Source organism: Salinibaculum sp. SYNS191, from assembly GCF_037338445.1.
In the GTDB taxonomy this organism is placed as follows: domain Archaea; phylum Halobacteriota; class Halobacteria; order Halobacteriales; family Haloarculaceae; genus Salinibaculum; species Salinibaculum marinum.
In genome coordinates this window covers 942,898-965,578 of the sequence record NZ_CP147838.1, presented here as the reverse complement: position 1 = coordinate 965,578, position 22,681 = coordinate 942,898, and the positions used below count along the sequence as shown (strand labels likewise).

Sequence of the window (22,681 nt, the reverse complement as noted above, 5' to 3'; positions counted from 1 at the left end):
CCGACACCGCACCAGCCGGCTCGACTGCTCCGTCCGGCCGGACCGGACAGTAATGCACGCGACCCACACATTTTTGCTATCTGATTACTTAGTGTGAGGCATGCCCGACTCGATATACGACTACCTCCAGCAGGACATGGTGTGTGAGGGCCTGCTGGAGTGTTTCCACGGTCTGAAACAGCTCGACGTCCAGATATTCCAGACTCTCGGTGCCAGTCAGCAACCGCTGACCGTCGACGAGATAGCCGACCGCGTCGACCGCGAGCGCTCGACGGCCTACCGCTCGGTCCAGCGGCTCCTCGAGACCGGCTTCATCGAGCAGGAGCAGGTCAACTACGAGAACGGCGGCTACTACCACGTCTACCACGCGGCCGACGCCGACGACGTCGCCGACGAGATGCAGGACCTGCTCAACGACTGGTACGCGAAGATGGGACAGCTAATCGCCGAGTTCCGCGAGACCTACAGCCAGTCCCAGGACCAGGTGCCACCAGTGCAGTGATGAACGGGGACCGCGACGCCGTCGCGGCCTTCGTCGGCGACCATCGCGACGACCTCATCGACCTGACTGCGGACCTCCTCGCCGTCGACACGCAGAACCCGCCCGGAGAGACTGCCCCACTTGCCGCCGCGCTCCGCGAGACGTTCGACGACCTGGGTATCGCGACCGAGCGCGTCGCCGCCGACCCCGTGAAGCCGAACCTGGTCGCGACTATCCCCGGCGAGTCCGACCGGACGCTGCTGTACGACGGCCACCTCGACACCGTGCCCTTCGACGCGACCCGGTGGACTCACGACCCGCTGGGCGAGCGCGACGGGGACCGGCTCTACGGCCGCGGCGCGGCCGACATGAAGGGGGCCGTCGCCGCGATGGTCCTCGCAGCGCGGGCCTTCGTCGAGACGGACACGACGCCACCGCTCACCCTGCAGTTCGCGTTCGTCAGCGACGAGGAGACCGGCGGCGAGGCCGGCCTGCCGACCCTGCTCGCTCAGAGGAACCTCACCGCCGACGGCTGCGTCATCGGCGAGACGACCTGCGAGGGTGGCCGCCACTCGGTGACCGTCGCCGACCGGGGGAGCATCTGGCTGACGCTCGCTGCAACCGGCGAGGCCGCCCACGGCTCGCGGCCGCTGCTCGGCGAGAACGCCATCGACCGCCTGTACGGGGCCGTCGAGCGCATTCGGCGCGAGTTCGGCGGCGAACGCCTCGACCTGGACCCCGCACTCGACGACATCGTGGAGGAGTCCGTCGCGTACTACGCGCCGCGGATGGGTGCCGACGCCGCCCGTGACCTGTTCACCTACCCGTCGGTCAACCTCGGCACTATCGAGGGCGGCGAGAGCATCAACTCGGTCCCGGAGTCGGCGCGTGCACGCATCGACATCCGCCTCGCGCCCGCGGTGGACACCGACCAGATGCTCGCGCGCATCCGGGACTGCGTCGCCGGCTGCGAGGGCATCACCGTCGAGGACGTCAGCTGGTCGGTCGGGACCTACGAACCGACCGATAGCCCGTTCGTCTCCGCTGTCGTCGAGACGGCCGCGTCGGTCACCGGCGAGCGGGTCTACCGCCGCAGCGCCACCGGCGGCGGCGACGCGAAGACGCTGCGCAACGCCGGCATCCCCACCGTCGAGTTCGGACTTGGGACCGACACCGCTCACGCTGTCGACGAGTACACGACCGCCGACGCGCTGGTGGGCAACGCGACGGTCTACGCCACGCTGCCATTCGAATTCGCCGAAAAAGTCACTGAAACGTAGGGTTCAGTCCCGCTGTCGCTCCAGACAGTCGACTATGGGGTCGAGAATCTCGTCCGAGACTGCGTAGGGGTCGGTCTCGCGGTTCCGGACGCGCTCGACGTAGTCGTCCAGCCCGCCCCGGCGGTCGATTTCCCGCTCCAGCAGGACGCTCAGGTCCTCCCGCAGGAGCGTCCGTATCTCCTCGGCGTAACGCATCTGCTCCTGTTCTTCGAGTTCGCCGCTGGTTTCGAGGTGCGTGCGGTGGTCCGCCAGCGCGGCGAGGACGTCGTCGACGCCCTCGTCGTCTTTCGCGACGGTCTCGACGATCGGCGGGGTCCAGTCGTCCCCGTCCTCCGTGTCCGCTTCGGCGCGCTCGAAGCCGCCGCCGGTGGCGCTGGCTCCGTGGTGGCCGACCATGCTCGGGACGCCGCCGTCGCGGTACTCTATCATCTCCCGGAGTTCCTGGACGGTCCGGTCCGCGCCGTCCAGGTCGGCCTTGTTGACGACGAAGAGGTCGGCGATTTCGAGGATGCCGGCCTTGAGCATCTGCACGTCGTCGCCGCTGCCCGGGGGGACGAGGACGGCCACCGTGTCGGCCATCTTGACGATGTCAATCTCGTTTTGCCCCGCGCCGACCGTCTCGATGATTATCTTGTCCTTGCCGAAGGCGTCGAGCGCCTTCACGGCGTCCGTCGTGGCCGTCGAGAGTCCCCCGAGCGACCCGCGGGCCGACATCGAGCGGAAGAACACGTCCATGTCGCCGACGTTGGAGGCCATCCGGATGCGGTCGCCGAGGACCGCCCCGCCGGTGAAAGGCGAGGACGGGTCGATGGCGATGACGCCGACGGTCAGTCCCTGCTCGCGGTACGTGGCGGCCATCTTGTCGACCAGCGTGGACTTGCCGGCCCCCGGCGAGCCGGTGATGCCGATGACGTCGGCGTGCCCGGTGTGTTCGTGCAACTGCGAGACGAGGTTGCGATACCCCGGCTCGCGGTTCTCTATCTTCGTGATGACGCGTGCGAGAGCCCGGTGCTGGCCGTCCAGCAACTCCGCGATCAGGTCGGCCGTCATCGGCGCTCGGGCACGTTCTCGCGGACGAACGCGATCATCTCCTCCATCGACGCGCCGGGGCCGAAGACCTCGGAGACGCCGATGTCCTTCAGCTCTTTCTCGTCGTCGTCCGGGATGATGCCGCCGACCAGCAGGAGCGTGTCCTCGAAGGCACCGTACTCTTTCAGCCCGTCGACGATTTTCGGGACGAGCGTGTCGTGTGCGCCGGAGAGAATCGAGATGCCGAGCACGTCGACGTCCTCCTGGACCGCCGCCTGCACGATTTCGTCCGGGGACTTGTGGAGCCCCGAGTAGATGACCTCGAAGCCCGCGTCGCGGAACGCTCGCGAGATGACGTGTGCGCCGCGGTCGTGCCCGTCCAGTCCGACCTTGGCCACCAGACACCGTATCGTCCGCTGTTGTTGGTCTACGCCCATACCAGTCCTGTACCCCGTTTTCCCGTTTGACTGTTACGGTGTCACAATGCAAGCTCGGCTGAATTAGTGCAATTGCAGTGTCCGGGGGACTGTGCTTTTGTCCGTCCCGCCCCTCCGTCGAGTAATGAGTTCCCCGCAGACACCGGTCGCCCGCGAGCGGGAGGTGGACCGGGCCACGGACGCCGCCGCTGCGGACGCGGAGCCGGCACTGGTCGTCGAGGGCCTGACCAAGCGCTTCGGCAGCGGCGACGAGGCGGTCACGGCCGTCGACGACGTCTCCTTCGCCGTCGAGCAGGGCTCCGTCGTCGGCCTCCTCGGCCCCAACGGCGCGGGCAAGACGACGACTATCAAGTCCATCCTCGGGATGATTCTGCCGGACGCGGGCAGCGTCCGCATCCAGGGCATCGACGTCTACGACCGCCCGCGGGAGGCCTACGCCCACGTGGACGCGATGCTGGAGGGCGCGCGCAACGACTACTGGCGGCTGACCGTCCGCGAGAACCTCCGCTACTTCACGACTATCAAGGGCGTCGACCCGGACTCCATCGCCGACCGCCACGACCGCCTGCTGGAGAAACTGGACCTGGCCGACAAGGCCGACGAGCCCGTTCGCAGCCTCTCCCGCGGGATGAAACAGAAGGTGTCCCTGGCCAGCGTCCTCGCCAGCGAGGCAGACGTGGTCTTCCTGGACGAACCGACGCTCGGCCTGGACGTGGAGAGTTCGCTGACGCTCCGGCGGGAACTGCGCCGCATCGTCGCCGAGCGGGACATGACCGCCATCGTCAGCAGCCACGACATGGACGTCGTCGAGGACATCTGCGACCGCGTCGTCATCATGAACGAGGGCCGGGTCATCGCCGACGACACCGTCCCCAACCTCCTCTCGGGCGGCGACAGCCACACCTACCGCGTGACGAGCCCGGACTTCGACGAGCGCCTGGTCGCCACACTGCGTGCGGACTTCGACGTCGTCGGCGTGGACCGCCGGAACGGCGCCACGCGCGTCGAGGTCGCCACCGATAGCGAGGGCTTCTACGCGCTCGCCGCGACGCTGCGGGACAACGACGTCCGCCTCGACGCGGTCAACACCGTCCAGGCCGACCTGGAGGACATCTTCGTCTCGCTGACCGGGGGTGACCCGCGTGAGTAACGAGGCCGCGGGCGGAGCGACCGCGAGCGAGCCGCGCCCGGCGGGCTACCTGCTGCTGGCCAAACACGTCCTCTACCGCGAGTACCTCATCTTCGTCCGCTACCCGGCCAACGCCATCGGCGGCATCGTCATCTCGCTTTTCTTCTTCGGCCTGCTGTTCTACGGCGGCCAGATGATAGCCGGCCAGGCGCTGACGGACTCGATAGAGGGCATCATCGTCGGCTACTTCCTGTGGACGCTGTCGGTCGGGGCGTACTCGGCCATCTCCAACGACATCGCCAGCGAGGTGCAGTGGGGGACGCTGGAGCGCCACGTTATGACCCCCTTCGGCTTCGCGCCGGTGGCCTTTCTGAAGGGCGTCGCGAAACTGGTGCGGACGTTCGTCACGTCCGCGTTCATCCTCGCGGTGATGTTGCTCATCACGGACACGCAGTTGCAGTTGCCGCTGGGCACCATCGTCGTGGTGGCGGGGCTGGCGATTCTCTCCGTGCTGGGGCTGGGCTTCGCCGCTGGCGGCATCGCCGTCCTCTACAAGCGCATCGGGAACTGGCTGAACCTGCTGCAGTTCGGGTTCATCATCCTCATCTCCGCGCCCGCCTTCGACCTCGGCTGGCTCCGCTTCCTGCCGCTGGCCCAGGGCAGCGCCATGCTCCAGCGGGCGATGCTCGACGGGACGCGCCTGTGGGAGTTCGCGCCCGTCGACCTGCTCGTCCTCGTCGGCACGGCCGTCGCGTACGTCGGCGTCGGCTACTACGTCTTCGAGCGGGCGACCCGCCGGGCGCGGAAACTGGGCGTCCTCGGGGACTACTGACCGAAACCCAAACTCAGTTATCCGTCCACTCCTGAGAGTCGGGTATGGCAGTCGCCGACAACGTCCGGTCCGGACTGCGTGCTCGCCCCCGCGCAATCACGGCCGTGCTCTCCGTCATCGGGTACGTGCTCGTCGGCGGGGCGCTGTACGGCTTCATCCCCCTCTTTCCCGAACTGTCGAACAGCACGGTCAACCTGTTCAGCCACATCATCGCCGGCATCAACACGCTGGCGCTGACCTCGCTTTTAGCCGGCGTCTACTTCATCAAGACCGACCAGGTCCAGAAACACCGCGCAGCGATGCTGACCGCGTTCACGCTCATCCTGCTCTTTCTGGTCTTCTACCTCTGGAAGACCGGCGGCGGCTTCGAGAAGTCCATCGTCGCGCCCGACACGGTGACGCTGGTCTATCTGGTCATGCTCGGCATCCACATCTTCCTCTCGGTGGTCGCGGTGCCGGTCGTCCTCTACGCGGCCATCCTCGGGCTGACCCACACGCCGGAGGAACTCCGGAACACGAGCCACGCCCGCGTCGGCCGCGTCGCCGCCGTCGCCTGGAGCGTCAGCCTCTTTCTCGGCATCGTGACCTACTTCATGTTGAATCACATCTACGCCTGGGAGGTCCGCGAGGCGACGGCGCTCCTCCTGCTGGTCGTCGGTCCGTCGCTGCGCCGGTGGTAGACCACGGCCCGCGACAACACCCCACACGGTTTTGTCGGTCCCGGACCTCTAGCCGGGCATGGCCAGCGAGGGTGACAGCGAGACGCCGGAGGACGGCGGCCCGGAGGCCGAGGGCGCGATACAGCGGTGTGACTACTGCCGGTTGCCGATTCCCAGCGACGCCGTGACCCGCGAACACGAGGACGTGACCTACCGGTACTGTTCGGACGCCTGCTTCGACGCGGTGGAGGACAGCGACCGCGTGTTCACGGAGTTCCACGGCTTCCGGCGGTTCAACACCGGCGTCTCCGTCCTCGACGCCAGCCTCCCGCAGGGCGTCCCGCGCAACTCCTTCGTCATGCTGACGGACCTCGCCGGGACGCGGACGGAGGCGCTGCAGGCGGAACTTGTCTGGCGGGCGCTCCAGCGCGGCGAACCGGTCGTCTACGTCAGCTTCCTGGAACCGCCGGTCTCCGTCGCCCAGGAGTTCGTCTCGCTGGAGTGGAACGTCCTGCCGTCGCTGGAGCGCGGCGACCTCCAGATTCTCGACTGCTTCACCTACCGGGTCGACGACCGCCGCCGGATGTACGAGCGCATGAGCACCTGGAACTCCCACATCCGCGACGTGGCCCGCGACGCGACCACGACGGTCCGTGACCCCTCCGACATGGCACAGCTACAGAACCGCCTCGACAGCGCGCTGGAGAACGTCGCCGACCGGGACCACGGCGTCGTCGTCATCGACTCGCTGACCGAACTCGGCTCGCTCGTCCAGCCGGTCCAGGCCTACCGCTTCCTCAAGGACGTCCGCGCCGACGTCTGCAAGGGCCGGTTCGTCCCGGTCTTCGCCGGCGCGACGGTCACCGGCGACGGCGAGGCCTTCCCCCACGACATGGGCTACATCGTCGACGGCCTCATCGAGATGCGGCTCAACGAGGACCTCGTCGAGGGCGCGCTGGTCAAGCAACTCCGCGTCCGGAAGATGAGCGGCGTGCTCACCTTCCCCGAGTGGGAGGTCTACGAGTACACCGCCGGCGAGGGCATCGTCACCTTCGACCCCGTCGCGCAGATGGAGGCGGCCCGGGAGGACGGAAACGGCGAGAGCGAGTCGACTGAGAAAAGCGATGGCGACGCGACTGACGGGGAGTGACGACAGTCCTCAGTCAGTCCGCGGGAGCGCCCGCGCGCCGAGTGCGAAGGCGACGATACCCAGCACGGCCAGGACGGCGAGGTACTCCGGCCCGCCGAGTCCGCCAGTCGCCGGCACGCTGGTGGCGTCGGCGGGTGCCTCGTAGGTGACCGCGCGCACGCCGCGGGCGAAGTACGTCAGCGGCGACAGTTCCGTCGGGAGCCAGTCCGGGAGCATCGCCGGCGAGACGAACGTCTCCGAGAGAAAGAGCAGCGGGATTGCGATGCCGTTGCTGGCGGCGATGACGCCGTCCTGCGAGTCCGCGTAGCTCCCGAGCATCGCACCGACGCCACAGAACAGCGCCACGCCGAGGGCGACGAAGGGGACGAGGAGCACCGTCTGGGCCGAGACGGCGATGGTCGCGCTGGTCGCGACGACGAGCAGGCCGAGCAACAGCAGGCCGGCCAGGCCGATGACGACGACGTTGACCAGCGTCTGCGCGACCAGCCACTCCGGGCGGGTCAGCGGCGTCGTCGCCAGTTTTTCGAAGCGGTTGCCGTCGCGGTGCCGGGCCACCTCGCTGCCCACGCGGGAGAGGGGGGTAAAGAGGACGACGACGGCGAGATAGCCGGGCAGGTACCAGCCCGGCGGCTCCGCGAAGATGCCGCCGCCGGTCGGCTGAGTCTGTATCAGCACGCCGAAGATGACGACGATGATGACCGGGAAGAAGAACGTGAAGAAGACGGCCGTCCGCCGGCGGAGGAAGGCCCGCGACGCGGCGCTGGTCTCCGCGCGGATTCGTCGTAGCCGACTCATCCCGACACCTCAGCTTCCGTTTCGGCGTCCGACGCCGGGGCCTCCTCGGCCGTCCCCGACACGTCCTCGCGGTCGATGGACTGGCCGCTCGCCGTGACCTCACGGCCGGTGAGTTCCAGGTAGACGTCTTCGAGGTCCGGTTCGGTCCACGTCAGCGACTCGTACTCGACGCCGGCGGCGGTCAGCGCGTCCGCCACGTCCCCGATGGCCGCCGGGGGGACGTCGCGGACGGTCAGCGTCCCGTCGGTGACCTCTGCCGGGTAGTCCACCGCGTCGGTCGCCGACGCCGGCACGTCGCCGGTCACCCGGAGGAGGCTGTCGCCGCCGTACGTTCTCACGAGGGCACTGGGAGTGTCGACGGCGACCAGTCGGCCGTCGGCGAGCAGTCCCACGCGGTCGGCCAGGCGCTCGGCCTCCTCCATGTAGTGGGTCGTGATGAAGATGGTCGTCCCGGCGGCGGCGAGGTCCTCCAGCAGGGTCCACAGCGCGCGCCGACCGGCGGGGTCGATGCCGGTCGTCGGTTCGTCGAGCACGAGCAGGTCGGGGTCGTTGACCAGCGCCGTCGCGACGCAGGTCCGGCGCTGCTGGCCGCCGGAGAGGTTCTCGTAGTGGGTGTCGGCGTCGTCGGCCATCCCCACGTCGGCGAGCACGCTGTCGGCGTCACGGGCCTCGTCGTAGAGGCCGCCGTAGTAGGCGACGAGTTCGCGTGCGGTCAGGCGCTCGGCGGGCGTGAAGTCCTGGGGCAGCAGGCCGATGCGCTCGCGGTCGACGGTCTCCGGCGACTGGCCGAACACCTCGACGGTCCCGTCGGCGTCTGTCGTCCCCGTCAGCGCCCGGACGAGCGTCGTCTTGCCGGCCCCGTTCGGGCCGACGAGCGCGAACACCTCGCCCGCGTCGACAGACAGCGAGACGCCGTCGAGCGCGACGGTGTCGCCGTACTGCCGGGCGACGTCCTCGGCGCGGATGGCTGGCATGTCCGACTCTCGGGTACGGTCGGGCAAATGCAGTTCGGTCCGCGTCAGTCCAGGTACAGCGCGAGTACGAGTCCGCCGACGATGAGCGCGAACAGTACCAGCGTCGCGTAGAACATGAAGCGGTCAGCGCTGTTCATGCCGTCGCCGCAGTTAGCACCCGAACCGCTTGAGGGTGACGCCGCTCAGACGTGTTCGCGGAGTTCCCGCACGATGTCGTCCACGTCGAACTCGTCCTCCTCCTTGTCGTAGACGGTCTCGCCGTCGACGCTGACACGGAAGACGCCGTGGTCGCCCATCACCAGCGACAGTTCGTCGAGTTCGCGCTCCAGCGCGCCGAGAATCGCCTGCTCGACGTCGATTGCCTGCTGCCGGAAGCCACACGGGACGCAGTACTCGATTTGCACCTTCGTCATGTCGTTCCCCTACTCGCGGGGGTGGCGTGAACGTGTCGACTCGCGGCCAGGGCGGCGGGGCGCTCCCCTCACCCGCCCGCTCGCCGGCGGCGGACGGCGGCGGCGACTTCGAGTGCAATCCACCCCAGTCCCACCAGCGCCGCCGCAACGAGGGCGTAGAACTCGGCCATGCTGACCCAGGCAGGGACGACCCACAGCGAGAGGGTGTAGAAGTCCCGCAGCACCGAGGTGTCGCCGCTGTCGGCCGCCCCGGTGACGGACTGGATGGGCGGCCCGCTCGGTTCGTCGCCGTAGCGCAGGCGCTCGATGTCGTAGGGCATCGTCGTCACCCGCCGCTCCCAGACGATCTCCCGGTCCGGGGTGACCTCCAGCACGCGCTGGCCGCGCGTGTCGACGATGAGCGTGTTCCCGTTCGGCAACCGGTCGGCGTCGCGGGGCCAGAGGAGGTCGCCGCGGTACTCCCAGGTGCGCACCCAGGAGTCGTTCTCCCGTCGATACTCGACGACGCGGTCGTTCTCGCTGTCCGCGACCAGCACGACCGGCGGGTCCTGCGAGAGCAGCGTGGGGTTGTGCTGTTTGTCGAGGATGCTGGTGTCGTTTTGCTCGCCGAGTGTCCACTCGGTCGCTTTCGTCGACCGGTTCACCAGCACGACCCGGTTGAAGTTCCGTGGACTGAGCAGGAACGCCGACCCGTTGTCCACGGCGTCGACGTCGTTGAGGTGGGTGTACCCGCCGGGACCCGACGGCTGCGTCGACGGCGCGTCGCCCGCGGCGGGGTACTCCGGGAAGTGGTTCGAGAAGTTGTACTCCCAGACCGTCTCCCCGGTGGCAGCGTCGTAGACGTACGCCCGGTGGTTGTACTTGTCCGCGACGACGTAGCGCGTCCCGCCCAGGTGGTCCACGTCGTGGGTGTCGGAGGGTACGGGGAAGCGCTCGACCACCTCGTCCGTCCGCCAGTTCACGACGAGTGCGGTCCCGTCCCCGGCCGGGGTCTCCTGGACGAACAACAGTTCGCCGTCACCGAGCGGGTCGACGTCGTAGTACAGGACGTTCTCGCCCGCGGAGTCGTTGGCGTACTCCCAGACCGACCGCCCCGTCTCGGTATCGATGGCGAGGATGCGCCCGTTTCCGGTCGGGCCGAACGGCCCCTGGACGCCGACGAGGGTGACGTTTTCCGCGTCGGTGACGTTTCCGTTCGGGGCATCGCCGCTGTAGGTCAGTCCGCTGAGAATTGCGGGCGCAACGAGGAGCAGTATCGCGCCGAGAAACAGCGGCCTGTGTCCGCGCGACCGGCCGTCTCCGCCACCCCGCGGCATCAGCGCCGCTCCCTCCTCGTCGACGTCTTGTCCGGCGAGCCCCACCCCGCGGCGACGGTCCGGTCCGTCGAGAGAGCGTTGCGACACGTTCGCGACGACATGCTCCCGCTTCGCCGCGACACAGATAAGTCCCTTGTGATGATATGTGGCGGGCTACGCCCTCACTCGTCTGCTGAGGAACCCACCGACGGCCGGCCGCCAGTACAGCAGGCCGACCGTGACGACGAAGACGACAGTCGAGAGGAGGTACGTCGACCCCGTCGCGACGGCCGCGAGCGCCCCGCCGCTGCCGACGATACCGGTCACGACGCCGGCGATGATGGGGAACGAACAGGAGACACACGAGAACAGGCCGACCACGCCCCCGACGAGGGCGTTGCTGGCGTCCAGAGCCGTCGCGTAGACGAGGTAGGCCAGTGCGAGGTAGCCCACGACCTTGTACGGGAGGATGGCGAGGGTCAGGACCGGGCCGTTGTAGAGGACGGCAGGACTCCACCCCGGCGGGAGGTCCCAGAGTTCGACGGTGAAACTCGTGAGGGGGCCGCCGGTGCCCGGCCCGACGAGGCCGCCGAAGTACGCGAGCAGGAGGAAGTACCCGCCGGCGACGGCAGCCGCGACGAGGCGTTTCCGCGTGGCGGCGGCCGCCGGCGTCGTCCTGTGGACGGCCCACAGGCCGACGTTTATCCAGACGAACGGGACGACGAACAGCGTCCAGTCGCGGACGGTGACGTTCAGTCCGACGACGTAGCTCGCGACCAGCAGGAACTCGGTCGTGAGGACGAGCATGCCCCAGGCCAGCGTTTCGCCGCTGGGGCGCACGCGCTCGGAGAGGTCGAGGGTGCTCATACTGCCAGGGCGTCGACGACGATGGTGACCAGCAGGACGCCGAGGTAGGCGTTCGAGGCGTGGAATGCCCGGAACGCGGCGGCTTCGGTCTGCTCGCGGTGGAGGCGGACGACCGCCCACAGGAACACGGCACCGACCACGGCGGTCGCGGCGGCGGTCAGCCAGCTCAGCCCGGTCACCCAGATGAGTCCGCCGGTCAGCGCCAGCGTCGCGCCGAGCCACAGCAGGATGTGCTTGCGCGTCTCGGTCTCGCCGCGGACGACCGGCATCATCGGGAAGCCGCCGCGCTCGTAGTCGTCCTTGTACGCGAGCGCGAGGTTGTAGAAGTGCGCCGGCGTCCAGACGAAGATGACACCGGCCAGCGCCAGTCCGGGAACGCCGATGTCGCCGGTCACGGCCGCCCAGCCGATGAGCGCCGGGAGCGCGCCCGCCGCGCCGCCGATGACGGTGTTCTGGACGGTGTTGGGCTTGAGCACGAGCGTGTAGACGACGCTGTAGAAGAGGATGGCGACCAGGCCGAGCGCGGCCGCGAGGACGTTGACCTGCCAGAAGACGGCCAGCGAGAGCGCGGCCAGCCCGATGCCGAAGACGACGGCGTTGCCCTTGGGAATCTCGTGTGTCGCCAGCGGCCGGTCGCTCGTCCGGTCCATCCGCTTGTCGCGCTCGCGTTCGAGGACGTGGTTGAACGTGCCGCTCGCACCGATGGCGAGGACGCCGCCGCCGAGCGTCAGGACGATAGTTCGGGTCTGGAGGTCTGTCCCGGCGGCCAGTGCCATCCCGGCGGCGGCGACCAGACAGAGCAGCCACATCAGGCGCGGCTTCATCAACCGGAAGTAGGCGAACAGCCGCGCCGTGACGCGTTTCGAGAGCGGCCGAGCGGACAGCGGGACGGTCGGTTCGGCCGCCTCGTCGTCGGTCGCCGGTTCCGGCGCGGGAACGGGGTCGAACTCCTCGATGCGCTCGTCGCTGCCGGTCTCGGCTTCGAGGTGCCAGGCCAGGGCCATGACGAGCGCGCCGAAGATGCTGACGGCGATGAGGAGGTGGACGCCGGGGAACGGCGCTGCGCCGCTACTGGTCGCCAGCAGCGCGCCGAAGCCGACCTGGGCCGGGAACAGGACGAGCGCGGCCAGCGTCGCGATGCGGACCCGGCGGTCTGTGTCACTCCGGAGAACTGCGAGTGCGGCGGCGACGACGAGGACGCCGACGACGGCCGCGAGCACGCGGTGGCCGAGCGCGACGAGGGTTCCGCTTTCGAGGAGCGGTCCCTGGCAGGTCGGCCACGTGGAGCAGGCGGATGCCGCGTCGGCGAGACTGGCGGTCGCGCCGGCGACGACGAGCAGGTAGACGCCGACCGCGGCCGCCGAGAGCAGACCCGTCGTTCGCGAGTGCACCCGGCTCTTCAACATACGCAATACTTCGGGTCGCCGTACTTAGATGCCGCGCTTTCACACCGCCAGCGCCGGGCCGGCCGCGGTCAGTCGTCGCCCGCCGCCTGCTGTGTCGCCAACGTCTCCTCGATCGCGTCCGGTACCGCCGACGGCGACACCGTCGCGGGGTCGTCCGTGCCGACGGCGACGACCCTGTCGTGGGCCGCGACCGCCGGCGCGACGACGCTGCTGCCCGGTCCGCCGGTGGTCACGACCACGTCCGCCGACTCTATCGTCGATATTGCGTCGGCCCGGACGGCCGGTGGTGGTGCCTCGAAGGGCGGAGCCGTCGTGGCGTCGACGCCGAGACGGGCCGCGGTGTCGGCGGCCACGTCGCCCTCGCCGACGACGCCGAGCGTCACGTCGAAGCCGGCCCGCCAGAGTTCGCCCACCGCGCGGGCGGCGAGTGGCCCCCCGCCGACGACGTGGACGCGCTCGTCGCGGGCAGCGGACTCCTCGCTGACTGCGGCGACGGTCGCCGTCCCCGTCGCGGGGTTGTGCGAGACGGCCGTCCGCGTGCCGAAGGCGTCCTCCAGCGCGGGGTCGTCGAGCACCTCGTCGGGGGTCCCGGAGGCACGAATCCGGCCGTCGTACAGCAGGAGCAGGCGGTCGCAGTACCGCGCCGCGAGGTCCAGGTCGTGGATGGCCGCCAGGGCGGCGCGGCGGTCGTCGACCAGGTCGCGCACCGTCTCCAGCACCCGCACCTGGTGGTTGATGTCCAGGCTGGCCGTGGGTTCGTCCAGCACGAGCGCGGGCGTGTCCTGTGCGAGCGCCCGGGCCAGCAGCACGCGCTGGCGCTCGCCGCCGCTGAGCCCGTCGATGCGCCGCTCCCGAAGTTCCAGCGTCTCGGTGCGTTCCATCGCCGCCGCGACGGGTTCCTCGTCGTCGGTCCAGTCCAGCCGTGAGCGGTGGGGCGTCCGGCCCATCTCGACGACCTGCTCGGCGGTGAACGCGAAGCCCACCTGCGTGTCCTGGGGGACGGTCGCGACGCGCCGGCTGACCGCCTTCGACGACAGGTCGGTCACGCGGTCGCCGGCGAGTCTCACGTCCCCGGCGTCGGGCGCGAGGACGCCGTTGATGGTCCGCAACAGCGTGGTCTTCCCCGCGCCGTTGGGGCCGACCAGGCCGACGAGTTCCCCCGTCTCGACGGCGAGGTCAACGCCGTCGAGGACCGTCACGTCGCCGAAGGACACCGTGACGCCGTCGGCGCGCATCACAGCGCGTGCACCTCCCGGCGGACGAGCAGATACAGGAAGAAGGGCGCGCCGAGCGCGGCGGTGATGATACCGACCGGCAGTTCCGCGGCACCGGCGCGGGCGACGGTGTCGGTCACGACGAGGAAGGAGGCACCCGCGAGCGCGCTCGTCGGGAGCAACAGGCGGTGGTCGGGGCCGACGACCAGGCGCATGATGTGGGGGACGACCAGGCCGACGAAGCCGATGACGCCCGCGACGGCGACGGCCGCGGCTGTGATGACGCTGGAGACCGCCAGCAGAATCCGCTTCGTGCGCTCGACTTCGATGCCGACGGCGGTGGCGTCCTCCTCTCCGAGCAACATCACGTTCAGGTCGCGCGTGTACGCCAGCAGGACGACGAAGGCCAGCGCCGCCAGCGGCAGCGTCACCTCGACGTCGGACCAGCGGCTGTTGTGGAGGTTGCCCATCAGCCAGTAGACGGCCTGTTCGAGACTCTCGCCGGACTGCAGGAGGAGGTAGGAGATGACCGCGCCCAGCAGCGCCTGCACCGCGACGCCGGCCAGCAGCAGGGTGGCGACTGGCGTGCGCCCGCCCTCCGTCGCGATGACGTAGACGGCGAAGGCGGTCACGATGGCACCGAGGAACGCGGCGGCCTGCAGACTGAGCGGGAGCGCGAGCGGGAAGGCGATGGTCGCGACGGCCCCCACTGCCGCGCCCGTCGAGACGCCGATGATCGAGGGGTCGGCCATCGGGTTCCGGAAGAACCCCTGCATCACCGCGCCGGCGGCCGCGAGCGCGAAGCCGACCACGCCCCCGAGGACGATGCGGGGCAGGCGGAGCTGGCGGACGATGGTCTCCGCGTTCCCCGCCACCGCGAAATCGAACGGGTAGACGTACTGGACGTCGACGACGGGCACCGGAACGTCTAGCCCGCCTAGCCCCGCGGCGGCGACGTTCACCGACGCCCCGGCCGGGACGCCGACGGCGTTGAGACTCGCCCGCGCGACGGTGCCGAGGTCCAGCCCGACCGGCCCCATCGTCGCGCTCGCGAGAATCGACATACAGAGGACTCCGAACAGCCCTGCCGACCACAGCGCGACGCGCGAGCGAATCCCCATCCTGCACCCAAGTCTGATTGCTTTAGGTAAATATTTATTGCATACGCTGTCAGGGAGGGACGTGACGCGACCAATCATCGCAGTGCTCGTCGTCGTCGCCCTCGCCCTCGCGGGCGTCGCTCCGGCGGCGGCGAGCCACGGTACAGGAACTGAGTGTTCGTTCCAGGTGACGGCGACCGACGCCTCCGGGACCGAGGTGACTGTCGACCAGGCACCGTCGAGCGTGGTGGTGCTGCAACCGAGCGCCGCCCAGACGATGTGGGAAATCGGCGCGCAGGACAAGGTCGTCGGGATGCCGAAAAACCCCTTCACGAGCTATCTGAACGGGACCGAGGGCAAGACCGACGTCGTCGGTGAGCAGTCGACGGTGTTGCAGTCGAGGGTCGTCGACCTCGACCCGGACCTCGTCCTGGCACCGAACATCACGAATGCGGACACCGTCCGGAGTCTGCGCGACGCCGGGCTGACAGTCTACTTCTTCGAGGACGCCAAATCGCTGGAGGACGTCTACCAGAAGACGCTGCTCACCGGGCACCTCGTCGGTGCCTGTGAGGGCGCCGACTCGCGGACCGACGCGATGCGCTCGGAGGCCGAGGAGGTCCGCAACGCGGTGGCCGGCGAGGAGCGGCCGAAGGTGCTCTACGCGCTCGGCGGCGGCTACACGGCCGGCGAGGGGACGTTCGTCCACGAACTCATCACCGCCGCCGGCGGGGAGAACATCGCCGCGACGGCCGGGATATCGAGCTACAAACCCATCAGCAACGAGGTCGTCGTCCAGCAAAATCCCGACTGGATAGTCATCCCGGAGGGCCGCCAGCTCCCGGCCGGTGAGGCCGTCAACAGCACGACGGCTATCCAGGAGGGCCAGGTGCTGCGCGTGAACCCGAACTACCTGAACCAGGCCGGGCCGCTGAACACCATCCCGCTCCAGCGGATGGCAGAGGCGTTCCACCCCGACGCGTTCGCCGCGGACGCCACGCCGACTGCGACCGCAACCGGGTCATCCTCGACGGGTGACACGGCCACGGCGACCGACGCCGGCGGTGCAGGAGAGACGGTCACCCCGACCGATGACTCCGCGACGGAGACGCCGGGCGCGAACGGCCCCGGCTTCACCGCGGTCGTCGCACTCGTCGCGGCGCTGGTCGTCGCCGTTCTCGCCCGCCGCGAGTAGCCGACCAGCGCTGGGGGCGGTCCGGACGCCCGACCACTGGGGGTACTTGAAACCCCCCACAGCTGGGGACACCCTCACAAGACAGCAGCTATTTATGCAGGAAATTCTAAGCCAATCCCACGCATGAACGAACGACGTGCCGGCCTCGCCGCGCTGTTCGGTGCGGTTCTTCTCGCGTTCATCGCCGACCCTGCCCTGGCGCAGTCGACGGCGGACACGAACACGGAGGAACTCATCTGGGGGCTCAACACGTGGCTCCTGTACCTCGCGATACCCATCACAGTGCTGGTCGAGGGGATTCTCATCTACACGGTCTGGAAGTACCGCAAGAACGACGAACCCCAGCCCACGAAGGAGAACCGGCGGCTGGAGATTACCTGGACGGTCGCCACCGCCGTCATCCTCGTGGCGGTCGGCATCGGTGCGTACACCGTGCTGGCCGAACCCGCGGTCTCGGCGGGTGCGACCCAGGAACTCGACAGCGACCAGGAGCCCATCGAGATTCAGGTCACGGCCCAGCGCTACGCCTGGACCTTCGAGTACCCCAACGAGACGGTCGAGGAGATAACTGGCGATAGCGCGACGGTCACCCGGCAGTCCTCACTCGGCGAGTCGCTGGTGGTACCGACCGACAGACCGGTGCGGTTCAACATCACGTCGAGCGACTGGCTGCACGCGTTCCACGTCCCCACGATGGGGCTGAAGAAGGACGCGTTCCCCGGCCAGTACAATACGCTCCAGACGATCGTCCAGAGAGCCGACCGGAAACACCAGCTCTACTGCGCCGAGTACTGCGGCTCCGGCCACTCGCAGATGCTGGGCACCGTCGAGACGATGTCCCAGGACGACTTCGAGACCTGGCTGGCGAACCAGGCCGAAGAGTAAGCGCGACCCGTTGTTTTCTTGCGGTCCCGTCTACTTCTTTCCGTATGGACGAGTACTACGAGGACGTGACGGTCGGCGAGACCCGTTCGTTCGGTTCCTACGAGGTCACGCGAGAGGAGATCGTGGACTTCGCCGAGAAGTACGACCCGCAGCCGTTCCACACGGACCCCGACGCCGCCCGCAACTCGATGTTCGGCAGCCTCGTCGCCAGCGGCTGGCACACCGCCTCCATCAGCATGCGCCTGCTTGTGGACAACTACCTCAACGAGTCGGGGGCGATGGGCTCGCCCGGGCTGGAGTCGCTGCGCTGGCTGCGCCCGGTCCGGCCCGGTGACGTCCTCTCCATCGAGGTCCGGACGACCGACAAGGAGCCGTGGGACGGCGACCGCGGCGTCGTCGAGTCCCACCTCGAAACGGTCCGCGACGACGGCGAGACGGTGATGACCTGGGACTCGCTCGTGCTCTTCCCGCGGGCCTGACCGGCGCTCGCGGCCCCCGTTCGCCCGGCAGCGTGTGAGGTGCTGTCAGACCGCTTTTCACCGCCGTAGACGGCGCGAGACGGCCGCGTTCGGACGCGCTCGCTCGTGGGCGCGTGTAGTAACTACTATTTGCCCGCACACTAAGGCCGTTCATATGAGCCAATCGTACGACCGAGGCACCGTCGAAGACTTCGGACGGTGGCGGGAGTTCTCGGCCGGGATGTGGGCCTGGATTTTCCACAAGTTCACCGGCTGGGTGCTCGTCGGCTACCTCTTCACACACATCGCCGTACTGAGCACCTCTATCGGCGTCGACCCGGCGAGTAGCGCGGTCGCCGGCCAGACCGACCTGTACACGACGACGCTGCGGGGGCTGGAGGACCTGCTCATCGTGCGGTTCCTCGAAGTCGGCCTGCTCGCCGTGGCCGTCTTCCACATCCTCAACGGCATCCGCCTGCTCTTCGTGGACCTGGGACTGGGGCTGGAGGTCCAGGACAAGAGCTTCTACGCGTCGCTGGTGCTGACGGGCGCAATCGTCGTCGCGAGCATCCCGACGTTCCTGGGAGGTGCCATCTGATGGCGGAACACTACTCCTCGTTCGAGCGCGGGGGCCGCCGCTGGCTGTTCCAGCGCCTGACCGCCGTGTTCCTCATCGGCGTGCTCGCCTTCCACTTCGTCCTGCTCCACTTCGTCAACCACGCCGCCGAGGTGTCCTTCGCCGGGACGAACATCCGGATGAGTCAGATCGGCTACTTCGCGACGATGTGGCTGTTCCTCGTGACGGCCACGTTCCACGGCGTCAACGGCGTCTACAACGCCCTGGTCAACATGGGCATCAGCGGCACCCGCAAGCGCGTCGTCGGCGGCGTGCTGGCGCTTGCCGGCGTGTTGCTCGTCGTCCAGGGAACCCGCGTCGCAATCGCAATGACCAACCTGATCTAACATGAGTACCCTCGAAACGACAACAGAGACCGAAACCGAAGAGGTCGAACAGGAGCGAGAGGAGACCCCCGGCGACCGCCGCCGCGAACTGAAACGCGAGCGGGCCGCCGAGCGCGAGCGCCGCGTCGAGGCGGAACTCGACGATGCCGAGAACACCCGCCGGCTGAAGGTCTTCCGCTACGACCCCGAGGTCGAGGGCAAGGAGGAACCCCGCTTCGACGACTTCGTCGTCCCGTACCACAAGGGGATGACCATCCTCGACGCGCTCATCTACGCGCGCGACCAGTACGACTCGTCGCTGACCTTCCGGCACTCCTGCCGGCAGGCCGTCTGTGGCTCCGACGCCCTCTTCGTCAACGGCCGCCAGCGCCTGGGCTGCAAGACCCAGCTAGGCGACCTAGACGACCCCATCCGCATCGAGCCGCTGCCCCACCAGGAGGTCGTCAAGGACCTGGTCGTCGACATGCAGCACTTCTACGACCAGATGCACGCCGTCGAGCCGTACTTCGACCCCGACGACCTGCCCGAGGGCGAACTCGCAGAGCAGCGCCAGACGCCGGAGAACCGCGAGTACGTCAAGATGGCGACGCGGTGTATCTGGTGTGGCGCGTGCATGTCCTCGTGTAACATCGCCGCGGGCGACAACGAGTACCTCGGCCCGGCGGCCATCAACAAGGCCTACCGCTTCGCGATGGACGAACGGGAGGGCGAGGACCGCAAGCAGGAACGGCTCCGCATCATCGAGCAGGAACACGGCGTCTGGCGCTGCCAGACCCAGTTCTCCTGTACCGAGGTCTGCCCGAAGGACATCCCGCTCACCGAGCACATCCAGGAACTCAAGCGGGAGTCGGTCAAGAACAACCTCAAGTTCTGGTAGCGACGGTCGCTCCTTTTCGTCCCGATGCCGTGATTGCTTCGTGGGTCGCGCACGCACGACGCAAGAATTTACTTCGCTCGGTCCTGAGACCGCAGTACGACCGGGAGACGGGACGCTGCCTGTCAACCGGAACCATTAGAACGTTACAGTCAACCCTTCAACTATGTACGAACACGACGTTATCGTGGTCGGCGCTGGCGGCGCTGGCCTTCGCGCGGCGATTGCAGCGCACGAGGAAGGGGCCGATGTCGCCCTCGTGACGAAGCTCCACCCGGTGCGCAGTCACACGGGCGCGGCCGAGGGTGGCATCAACGCCGCACTCCACGAGGAGGACTCCTGGGACCTCCACGCCTACGACACGATGAAGGGGGCCGACTACCTGAGCGACGCCCCCGCGGTGGACACCTTCGCACAGGAGGCCCCCGAGGAGGTCATCCAGCTCGAACACTGGGGCATGCCCTTCTCCCGCGAGGAGGACGGCAAGGTCTCCCAGCGCCCCTTCGGCGGCCTCTCCTTCCCGCGGACGACCTACGCAGGTGCCGAGACCGGTCACCACCTGCTGCACACGATGTACGAGCAGGTCGTCAAGCGGGGCATCGAGGTCTACGACGAGTGGTACGTCACGAACCTGGCCGTCACCGACCACGACGACCCGGAACAGCGGGAGTGTCACGGCTGCGTGGCCTACGACATCAAGTCCGGCGAGATCGCCGGCTTCCACGCCACCGGCGGCGTCATCCTGGCGACGGGCGGCCTCGGGCAGGTCTTCGAGCACACCACCAACGCCGTCGCCAACACCGGCGACGGCCCGGCGATGGCCTACCGCGCGGGCGTCCCCATCGAAGACATGGAGTTCATCCAGTTCCACCCGACCACACTCCCCTCCACTGGCGTGCTCATCTCCGAGGGGGTCCGTGGCGAAGGGGGCATCCTCTACAACGACGAGGAGGAGCGCCTGATGTTCGAGTACGGGTACGCGAACAACGACGGCGAACTCGCCTCCCGCGACGTCGTCTCGCGGGCCGAACTCACCGAGGTCAACGAGGGCCGCGGCATCGAGGACGAGTACGTCCACCTGGACATGCGCCACCTCGGCGAGGAGCGCATCCTCGACCGTCTGGAGAACATCCTCCACCTCGCAGAGGACTTCGAGGGCGTCGACGGCCTCGAAGAACCGATGCCGGTCAAGCCCGGCCAGCACTACGCGATGGGCGGCATCGAGACGGACGAGAACGGCGAGACCTGCATCGACGGCCTCTACGCGGCCGGCGAGTGTGCCTGCGTCTCCATGCACGGCGCGAACCGCCTCGGCGGCAACGCGTTGCCGGAACTGCTGGTCTTCGGCGCGCAGGCCGGTCGCCACGCGGCCGACAAGGACCTGGCCGAGGCACAGATTCCCGTCGGCCCCTCGGCCATGTCCGAGGACGGCGACGTCGACACGCCCGTCGCGCCGGGCGCTATCGACGCCAGTGACGAAGACGTGGCCGCCGACGGCGCGATGGTCGACGCCGATGCGGTCATCGAGCACGCGGTCGAACGCGAGAAGGAGCGCATCGAGATGCTCCTGGAACGGGACGGCATCAACCACGCGGAGGTCCGCGACGACATCCAGGAGTCGATGACGGCCAACGTCAACGTGTTCCGCGAGGAGGACAACCTCAAGCAGGCCCTGGAGGACATCCGCGAGGCCCGCGAGCAGTACCAGCACGTCGGCGTCTCCGACCCCTCGCGCACCTTCAACACGGACCTCATCCACACCATCGAGACGCGCAACATCATCGACCTCGCCGAGGCCATCACGCTGGGCGCGCTGGCCCGCGAGGAGTTCCGCGGCGCGCACTGGCGCAAGAAACACCAGGAGCGCAAGGACGACGAGTGGCTCAAGCACACGATGCTCCAGTGGAACGACGGCAACCCGCACCTCTACTACAAGCCCGTCATCCTGGAGGGCTTCGAGCAGACCTACGAGCCGAAAGAACGTTCCTACTAACTCCCCCACTCGGGTCTGCCGCTGTCTGTTCGTCTCCCTCTCTCCTGTTCTGATCTCACGGCTGATACTGCTAGCGGAGTCTGTCGACCGCAGGGACGCCGGATGTCCGGTGGGGCGGACCGCGCGCGGACGGTGTCGGGGTGAGCCCGGTCACGACACTCGTTCCGTTGCATGCGGCCGAAACCCGCCTCAGACCCGCTGTTGCCACTCGGCAAGTAGTTCGTGGAAAGGGTGGGTGGGGTGGGTGGTGGGGTGGCACTGGCACCTTGCGGTGCCTATCGAAGAAGTGTAATTTGAGGGTAATAAATGCACTGGCTGTATTTTCATATTTGATAATAGTCGGTCGTCGACTTCGCGCTGGAACTGCCGACGTCGGGCCGCAGCAGGCTCTGCAGACGGGCGATACCTCCGGTGGTTACCGCTGCTGTGGCTGGTGAAGTAGTCTCGGTAGGAAGTTTGCGTGGGTGCTGAATCCCTGGTAGGGAACGCACCCGCACTTCTCCACTCGCCCTGGAGTGCCGCTAGCACCCCGCGGCTTGTGGAAGCAGTGCGTGGGACCGGATTTGAACCGGCGGACCCCTACGGGACAGCGCCCTCAACGCTGCGCCGTTGGCCTGGCTTGGCTACCCACGCACGGCGCGTCTGTGTGCATTGCGTTCTATCCAACGTTTGGGTAAAAGCGCTTTCGTTTGCGACGCGCCAGAAAAACGGACGTTTCAATACGGTGAGTCTGTAAGCCCCCCCATGGCAAAATACTCGACCGGTAGCGGGGGGAGTGGTGCCGGCGAGAGCTGCGAACTCTGCGGTGCGTCCGACGCCGACCTGCGTACGGTCAACGTCGCGGGTGCTCAGCTTGAGGTCTGCCCCGACTGCGCCGAACACGACGACACCGCGAAGACGACGTCGGCCAGCGACGACCCGGACGAGCGAGAGCGCCGCAAGCGCGCCGCTCAGAACACCGCGCGGATGCACGACGCCCAGCAGGGCGACGCCTCTCACTGGGAGTCCGGCGCGGACTACGAGGACGACCAGCTCCCCTACCTCGTGAAGGACTACGGCGAACGCCTCACGCAGGCCCGCCAGGACGCGGGACTCCAGCGCGGGGAACTCGCCGAGGAACTCGGCGTCGACGAGGCCGACCTGCTCGCGCTCGAACAGGGACGCGCCACACAGGCCAACGTCGGCGGGTCCGTTGTCGCCGCCGTCGAGGAGTACCTCGACGTCGAACTCGCCGAGGCGTAGCGACTTTCCC

The 22,681-nt window shown here is 68.3% G+C and carries 24 protein-coding genes and 1 tRNA gene; 14 read left to right on the top strand and 11 right to left on the bottom strand.

Features of this window, described 5'->3' with window-relative positions:
* Nucleotides 1–100 precede the first annotated feature (100 nt).
* Together WDJ57_RS05215 and WDJ57_RS05210 are read left to right on the top strand one after the other, a co-directional pair.
* The gene (locus tag WDJ57_RS05215) at nt 101–502 is read left to right on the top strand and encodes a helix-turn-helix domain-containing protein (protein ID WP_338904513.1); all 402 of its coding nucleotides are present in this window, start codon (nt 101–103) and stop codon (nt 500–502) included.
* Nucleotides 502–1,761: a M20 family metallopeptidase gene (locus tag WDJ57_RS05210; RefSeq protein ID WP_338904511.1), complete on the top strand. Its 1,260-nt coding sequence runs from the start codon at nt 502–504 to the stop codon at nt 1,759–1,761. Before WDJ57_RS05215 ends, WDJ57_RS05210 begins: the two co-directional genes overlap by 1 nt.
* A gap of 3 nt (nt 1,762–1,764) precedes the next feature.
* Here the strand turns inward: WDJ57_RS05210 and meaB are convergent, their stop codons facing one another.
* Nucleotides 1,765–2,811 (bottom strand): methylmalonyl Co-A mutase-associated GTPase MeaB, encoded by a 1,047-nt coding sequence (meaB, locus tag WDJ57_RS05205; protein WP_338904510.1) that lies wholly within the window; start codon nt 2,809–2,811, stop codon nt 1,765–1,767.
* On the bottom strand, nt 2,808–3,227 hold the full coding sequence (locus WDJ57_RS05200; protein ID WP_338904509.1) for a cobalamin B12-binding domain-containing protein: 420 nt from the start codon (nt 3,225–3,227) through the stop codon (nt 2,808–2,810). Before WDJ57_RS05200 ends, meaB begins: the two co-directional genes overlap by 4 nt.
* 124 nt (nt 3,228–3,351) lie before the next feature.
* On the opposite strand from WDJ57_RS05200, the gene WDJ57_RS05195 reads away from it, so the two are divergent.
* The 4 genes from WDJ57_RS05195 to WDJ57_RS05180 are packed head-to-tail and all read left to right on the top strand — an operon-like array spanning nt 3,352 to nt 6,997.
* On the top strand, nt 3,352–4,377 hold the full coding sequence (locus WDJ57_RS05195; protein ID WP_338904506.1) for an ABC transporter ATP-binding protein: 1,026 nt from the start codon (nt 3,352–3,354) through the stop codon (nt 4,375–4,377).
* Nucleotides 4,370–5,188: an ABC transporter permease gene (locus WDJ57_RS05190; protein WP_338904505.1), complete on the top strand. Its 819-nt coding sequence runs from the start codon at nt 4,370–4,372 to the stop codon at nt 5,186–5,188. Before WDJ57_RS05195 ends, WDJ57_RS05190 begins: the two co-directional genes overlap by 8 nt.
* Before the next feature lie 44 nt (nt 5,189–5,232).
* Nucleotides 5,233–5,868, top strand: a complete 636-nt coding sequence (locus WDJ57_RS05185) for a DUF420 domain-containing protein (protein WP_338904503.1) — start codon at nt 5,233–5,235, stop codon at nt 5,866–5,868.
* Nucleotides 5,869–5,926: 58 nt separating this feature from the next.
* Nucleotides 5,927–6,997, top strand: coding sequence for an ATPase domain-containing protein (locus tag WDJ57_RS05180; protein ID WP_338904502.1), 1,071 nt, complete (start codon nt 5,927–5,929; stop codon nt 6,995–6,997).
* Nucleotides 6,998–7,006: 9 nt separating this feature from the next.
* Here WDJ57_RS05180 and WDJ57_RS05175 read toward each other — a convergent pair whose 3' ends face one another.
* From WDJ57_RS05175 to btuC, 8 genes are all read right to left on the bottom strand, one after another.
* On the bottom strand, nt 7,007–7,792 hold the full coding sequence (locus WDJ57_RS05175; protein WP_338904500.1) for an ABC transporter permease: 786 nt from the start codon (nt 7,790–7,792) through the stop codon (nt 7,007–7,009).
* Entirely contained in the window at nt 7,789–8,766 is a 978-nt protein-coding gene (locus WDJ57_RS05170; protein ID WP_338904498.1) for an ABC transporter ATP-binding protein, read from the bottom strand. The genes WDJ57_RS05175 and WDJ57_RS05170 overlap by 4 nt, the downstream gene beginning before the upstream one ends.
* A gap of 182 nt (nt 8,767–8,948) precedes the next feature.
* The gene (locus WDJ57_RS05165; RefSeq protein WP_338904496.1) at nt 8,949–9,179 is read right to left on the bottom strand and encodes an Rdx family protein; all 231 of its coding nucleotides are present in this window, start codon (nt 9,177–9,179) and stop codon (nt 8,949–8,951) included.
* Between the two features lie 68 nt (nt 9,180–9,247).
* Nucleotides 9,248–10,582, bottom strand: a complete 1,335-nt coding sequence (locus WDJ57_RS05160; RefSeq protein ID WP_338904494.1) for an aryl-sulfate sulfotransferase — start codon at nt 10,580–10,582, stop codon at nt 9,248–9,250.
* 66 nt (nt 10,583–10,648) lie between these two features.
* Nucleotides 10,649–11,341 (bottom strand): DUF7546 family protein, encoded by a 693-nt coding sequence (locus WDJ57_RS05155; protein WP_338904492.1) that lies wholly within the window; start codon nt 11,339–11,341, stop codon nt 10,649–10,651.
* Nucleotides 11,338–12,747 (bottom strand): heme o synthase, encoded by a 1,410-nt coding sequence (locus WDJ57_RS05150; protein ID WP_338904490.1) that lies wholly within the window; start codon nt 12,745–12,747, stop codon nt 11,338–11,340. The genes WDJ57_RS05155 and WDJ57_RS05150 overlap by 4 nt, the downstream gene beginning before the upstream one ends.
* Nucleotides 12,748–12,815: 68 nt before the next feature.
* Nucleotides 12,816–13,982, bottom strand: a complete 1,167-nt coding sequence (locus WDJ57_RS05145; protein ID WP_338904488.1) for a heme ABC transporter ATP-binding protein — start codon at nt 13,980–13,982, stop codon at nt 12,816–12,818.
* Complete coding sequence (gene btuC, locus WDJ57_RS05140; protein WP_338904486.1) at nt 13,982–15,082, bottom strand: vitamin B12 ABC transporter permease BtuC; 1,101 nt, start codon at nt 15,080–15,082, stop codon at nt 13,982–13,984. The genes WDJ57_RS05145 and btuC overlap by 1 nt, the downstream gene beginning before the upstream one ends.
* Nucleotides 15,083–15,143: 61 nt before the next feature.
* Between btuC and WDJ57_RS05135 the strand changes: the two genes are divergently transcribed.
* The 7 genes from WDJ57_RS05135 to WDJ57_RS05105 all read left to right on the top strand — a co-directional run bounded on the left by WDJ57_RS05135 (nt 15,144) and on the right by WDJ57_RS05105 (nt 21,429).
* The gene (locus WDJ57_RS05135; protein WP_338904484.1) at nt 15,144–16,256 is read left to right on the top strand and encodes a PGF-CTERM-anchored ABC transporter substrate-binding protein; all 1,113 of its coding nucleotides are present in this window, start codon (nt 15,144–15,146) and stop codon (nt 16,254–16,256) included.
* A 123-nt stretch (nt 16,257–16,379) separates the two neighbouring features.
* Complete coding sequence (coxB, locus tag WDJ57_RS05130; protein ID WP_338904482.1) at nt 16,380–17,141, top strand: cytochrome c oxidase subunit II; 762 nt, start codon at nt 16,380–16,382, stop codon at nt 17,139–17,141.
* A gap of 44 nt (nt 17,142–17,185) precedes the next feature.
* Nucleotides 17,186–17,620, top strand: coding sequence for a MaoC family dehydratase (locus WDJ57_RS05125; protein WP_338904480.1), 435 nt, complete (start codon nt 17,186–17,188; stop codon nt 17,618–17,620).
* Nucleotides 17,621–17,774: 154 nt separating this feature from the next.
* A complete protein-coding gene (gene sdhC / locus WDJ57_RS05120) occupies nt 17,775–18,197 on the top strand; it encodes a succinate dehydrogenase, cytochrome b556 subunit (RefSeq protein ID WP_338904478.1) in 423 nt (140 codons plus the stop codon).
* On the top strand, nt 18,197–18,562 hold the full coding sequence (locus WDJ57_RS05115) for a succinate dehydrogenase hydrophobic membrane anchor subunit (protein WP_338904477.1): 366 nt from the start codon (nt 18,197–18,199) through the stop codon (nt 18,560–18,562). Before sdhC ends, WDJ57_RS05115 begins: the two co-directional genes overlap by 1 nt.
* Before the next feature lies 1 nt (nt 18,563).
* Nucleotides 18,564–19,439: a succinate dehydrogenase/fumarate reductase iron-sulfur subunit gene (locus tag WDJ57_RS05110; RefSeq protein ID WP_338904476.1), complete on the top strand. Its 876-nt coding sequence runs from the start codon at nt 18,564–18,566 to the stop codon at nt 19,437–19,439.
* A gap of 163 nt (nt 19,440–19,602) precedes the next feature.
* Nucleotides 19,603–21,429: an FAD-binding protein gene (locus tag WDJ57_RS05105; RefSeq protein WP_338904475.1), complete on the top strand. Its 1,827-nt coding sequence runs from the start codon at nt 19,603–19,605 to the stop codon at nt 21,427–21,429.
* A 548-nt stretch (nt 21,430–21,977) separates the two neighbouring features.
* On the opposite strand, the gene WDJ57_RS05100 is transcribed toward WDJ57_RS05105, so the two are convergent.
* Nucleotides 21,978–22,062: transfer RNA gene (locus WDJ57_RS05100), tRNA-Leu, on the bottom strand.
* Nucleotides 22,063–22,173: 111 nt separating this feature from the next.
* Between WDJ57_RS05100 and WDJ57_RS05095 the strand changes: the two genes are divergently transcribed.
* On the top strand, nt 22,174–22,671 hold the full coding sequence (locus WDJ57_RS05095; RefSeq protein WP_338904474.1) for a helix-turn-helix domain-containing protein: 498 nt from the start codon (nt 22,174–22,176) through the stop codon (nt 22,669–22,671).
* The last annotated feature ends 10 nt before the right edge of the window (nt 22,672–22,681 follow it).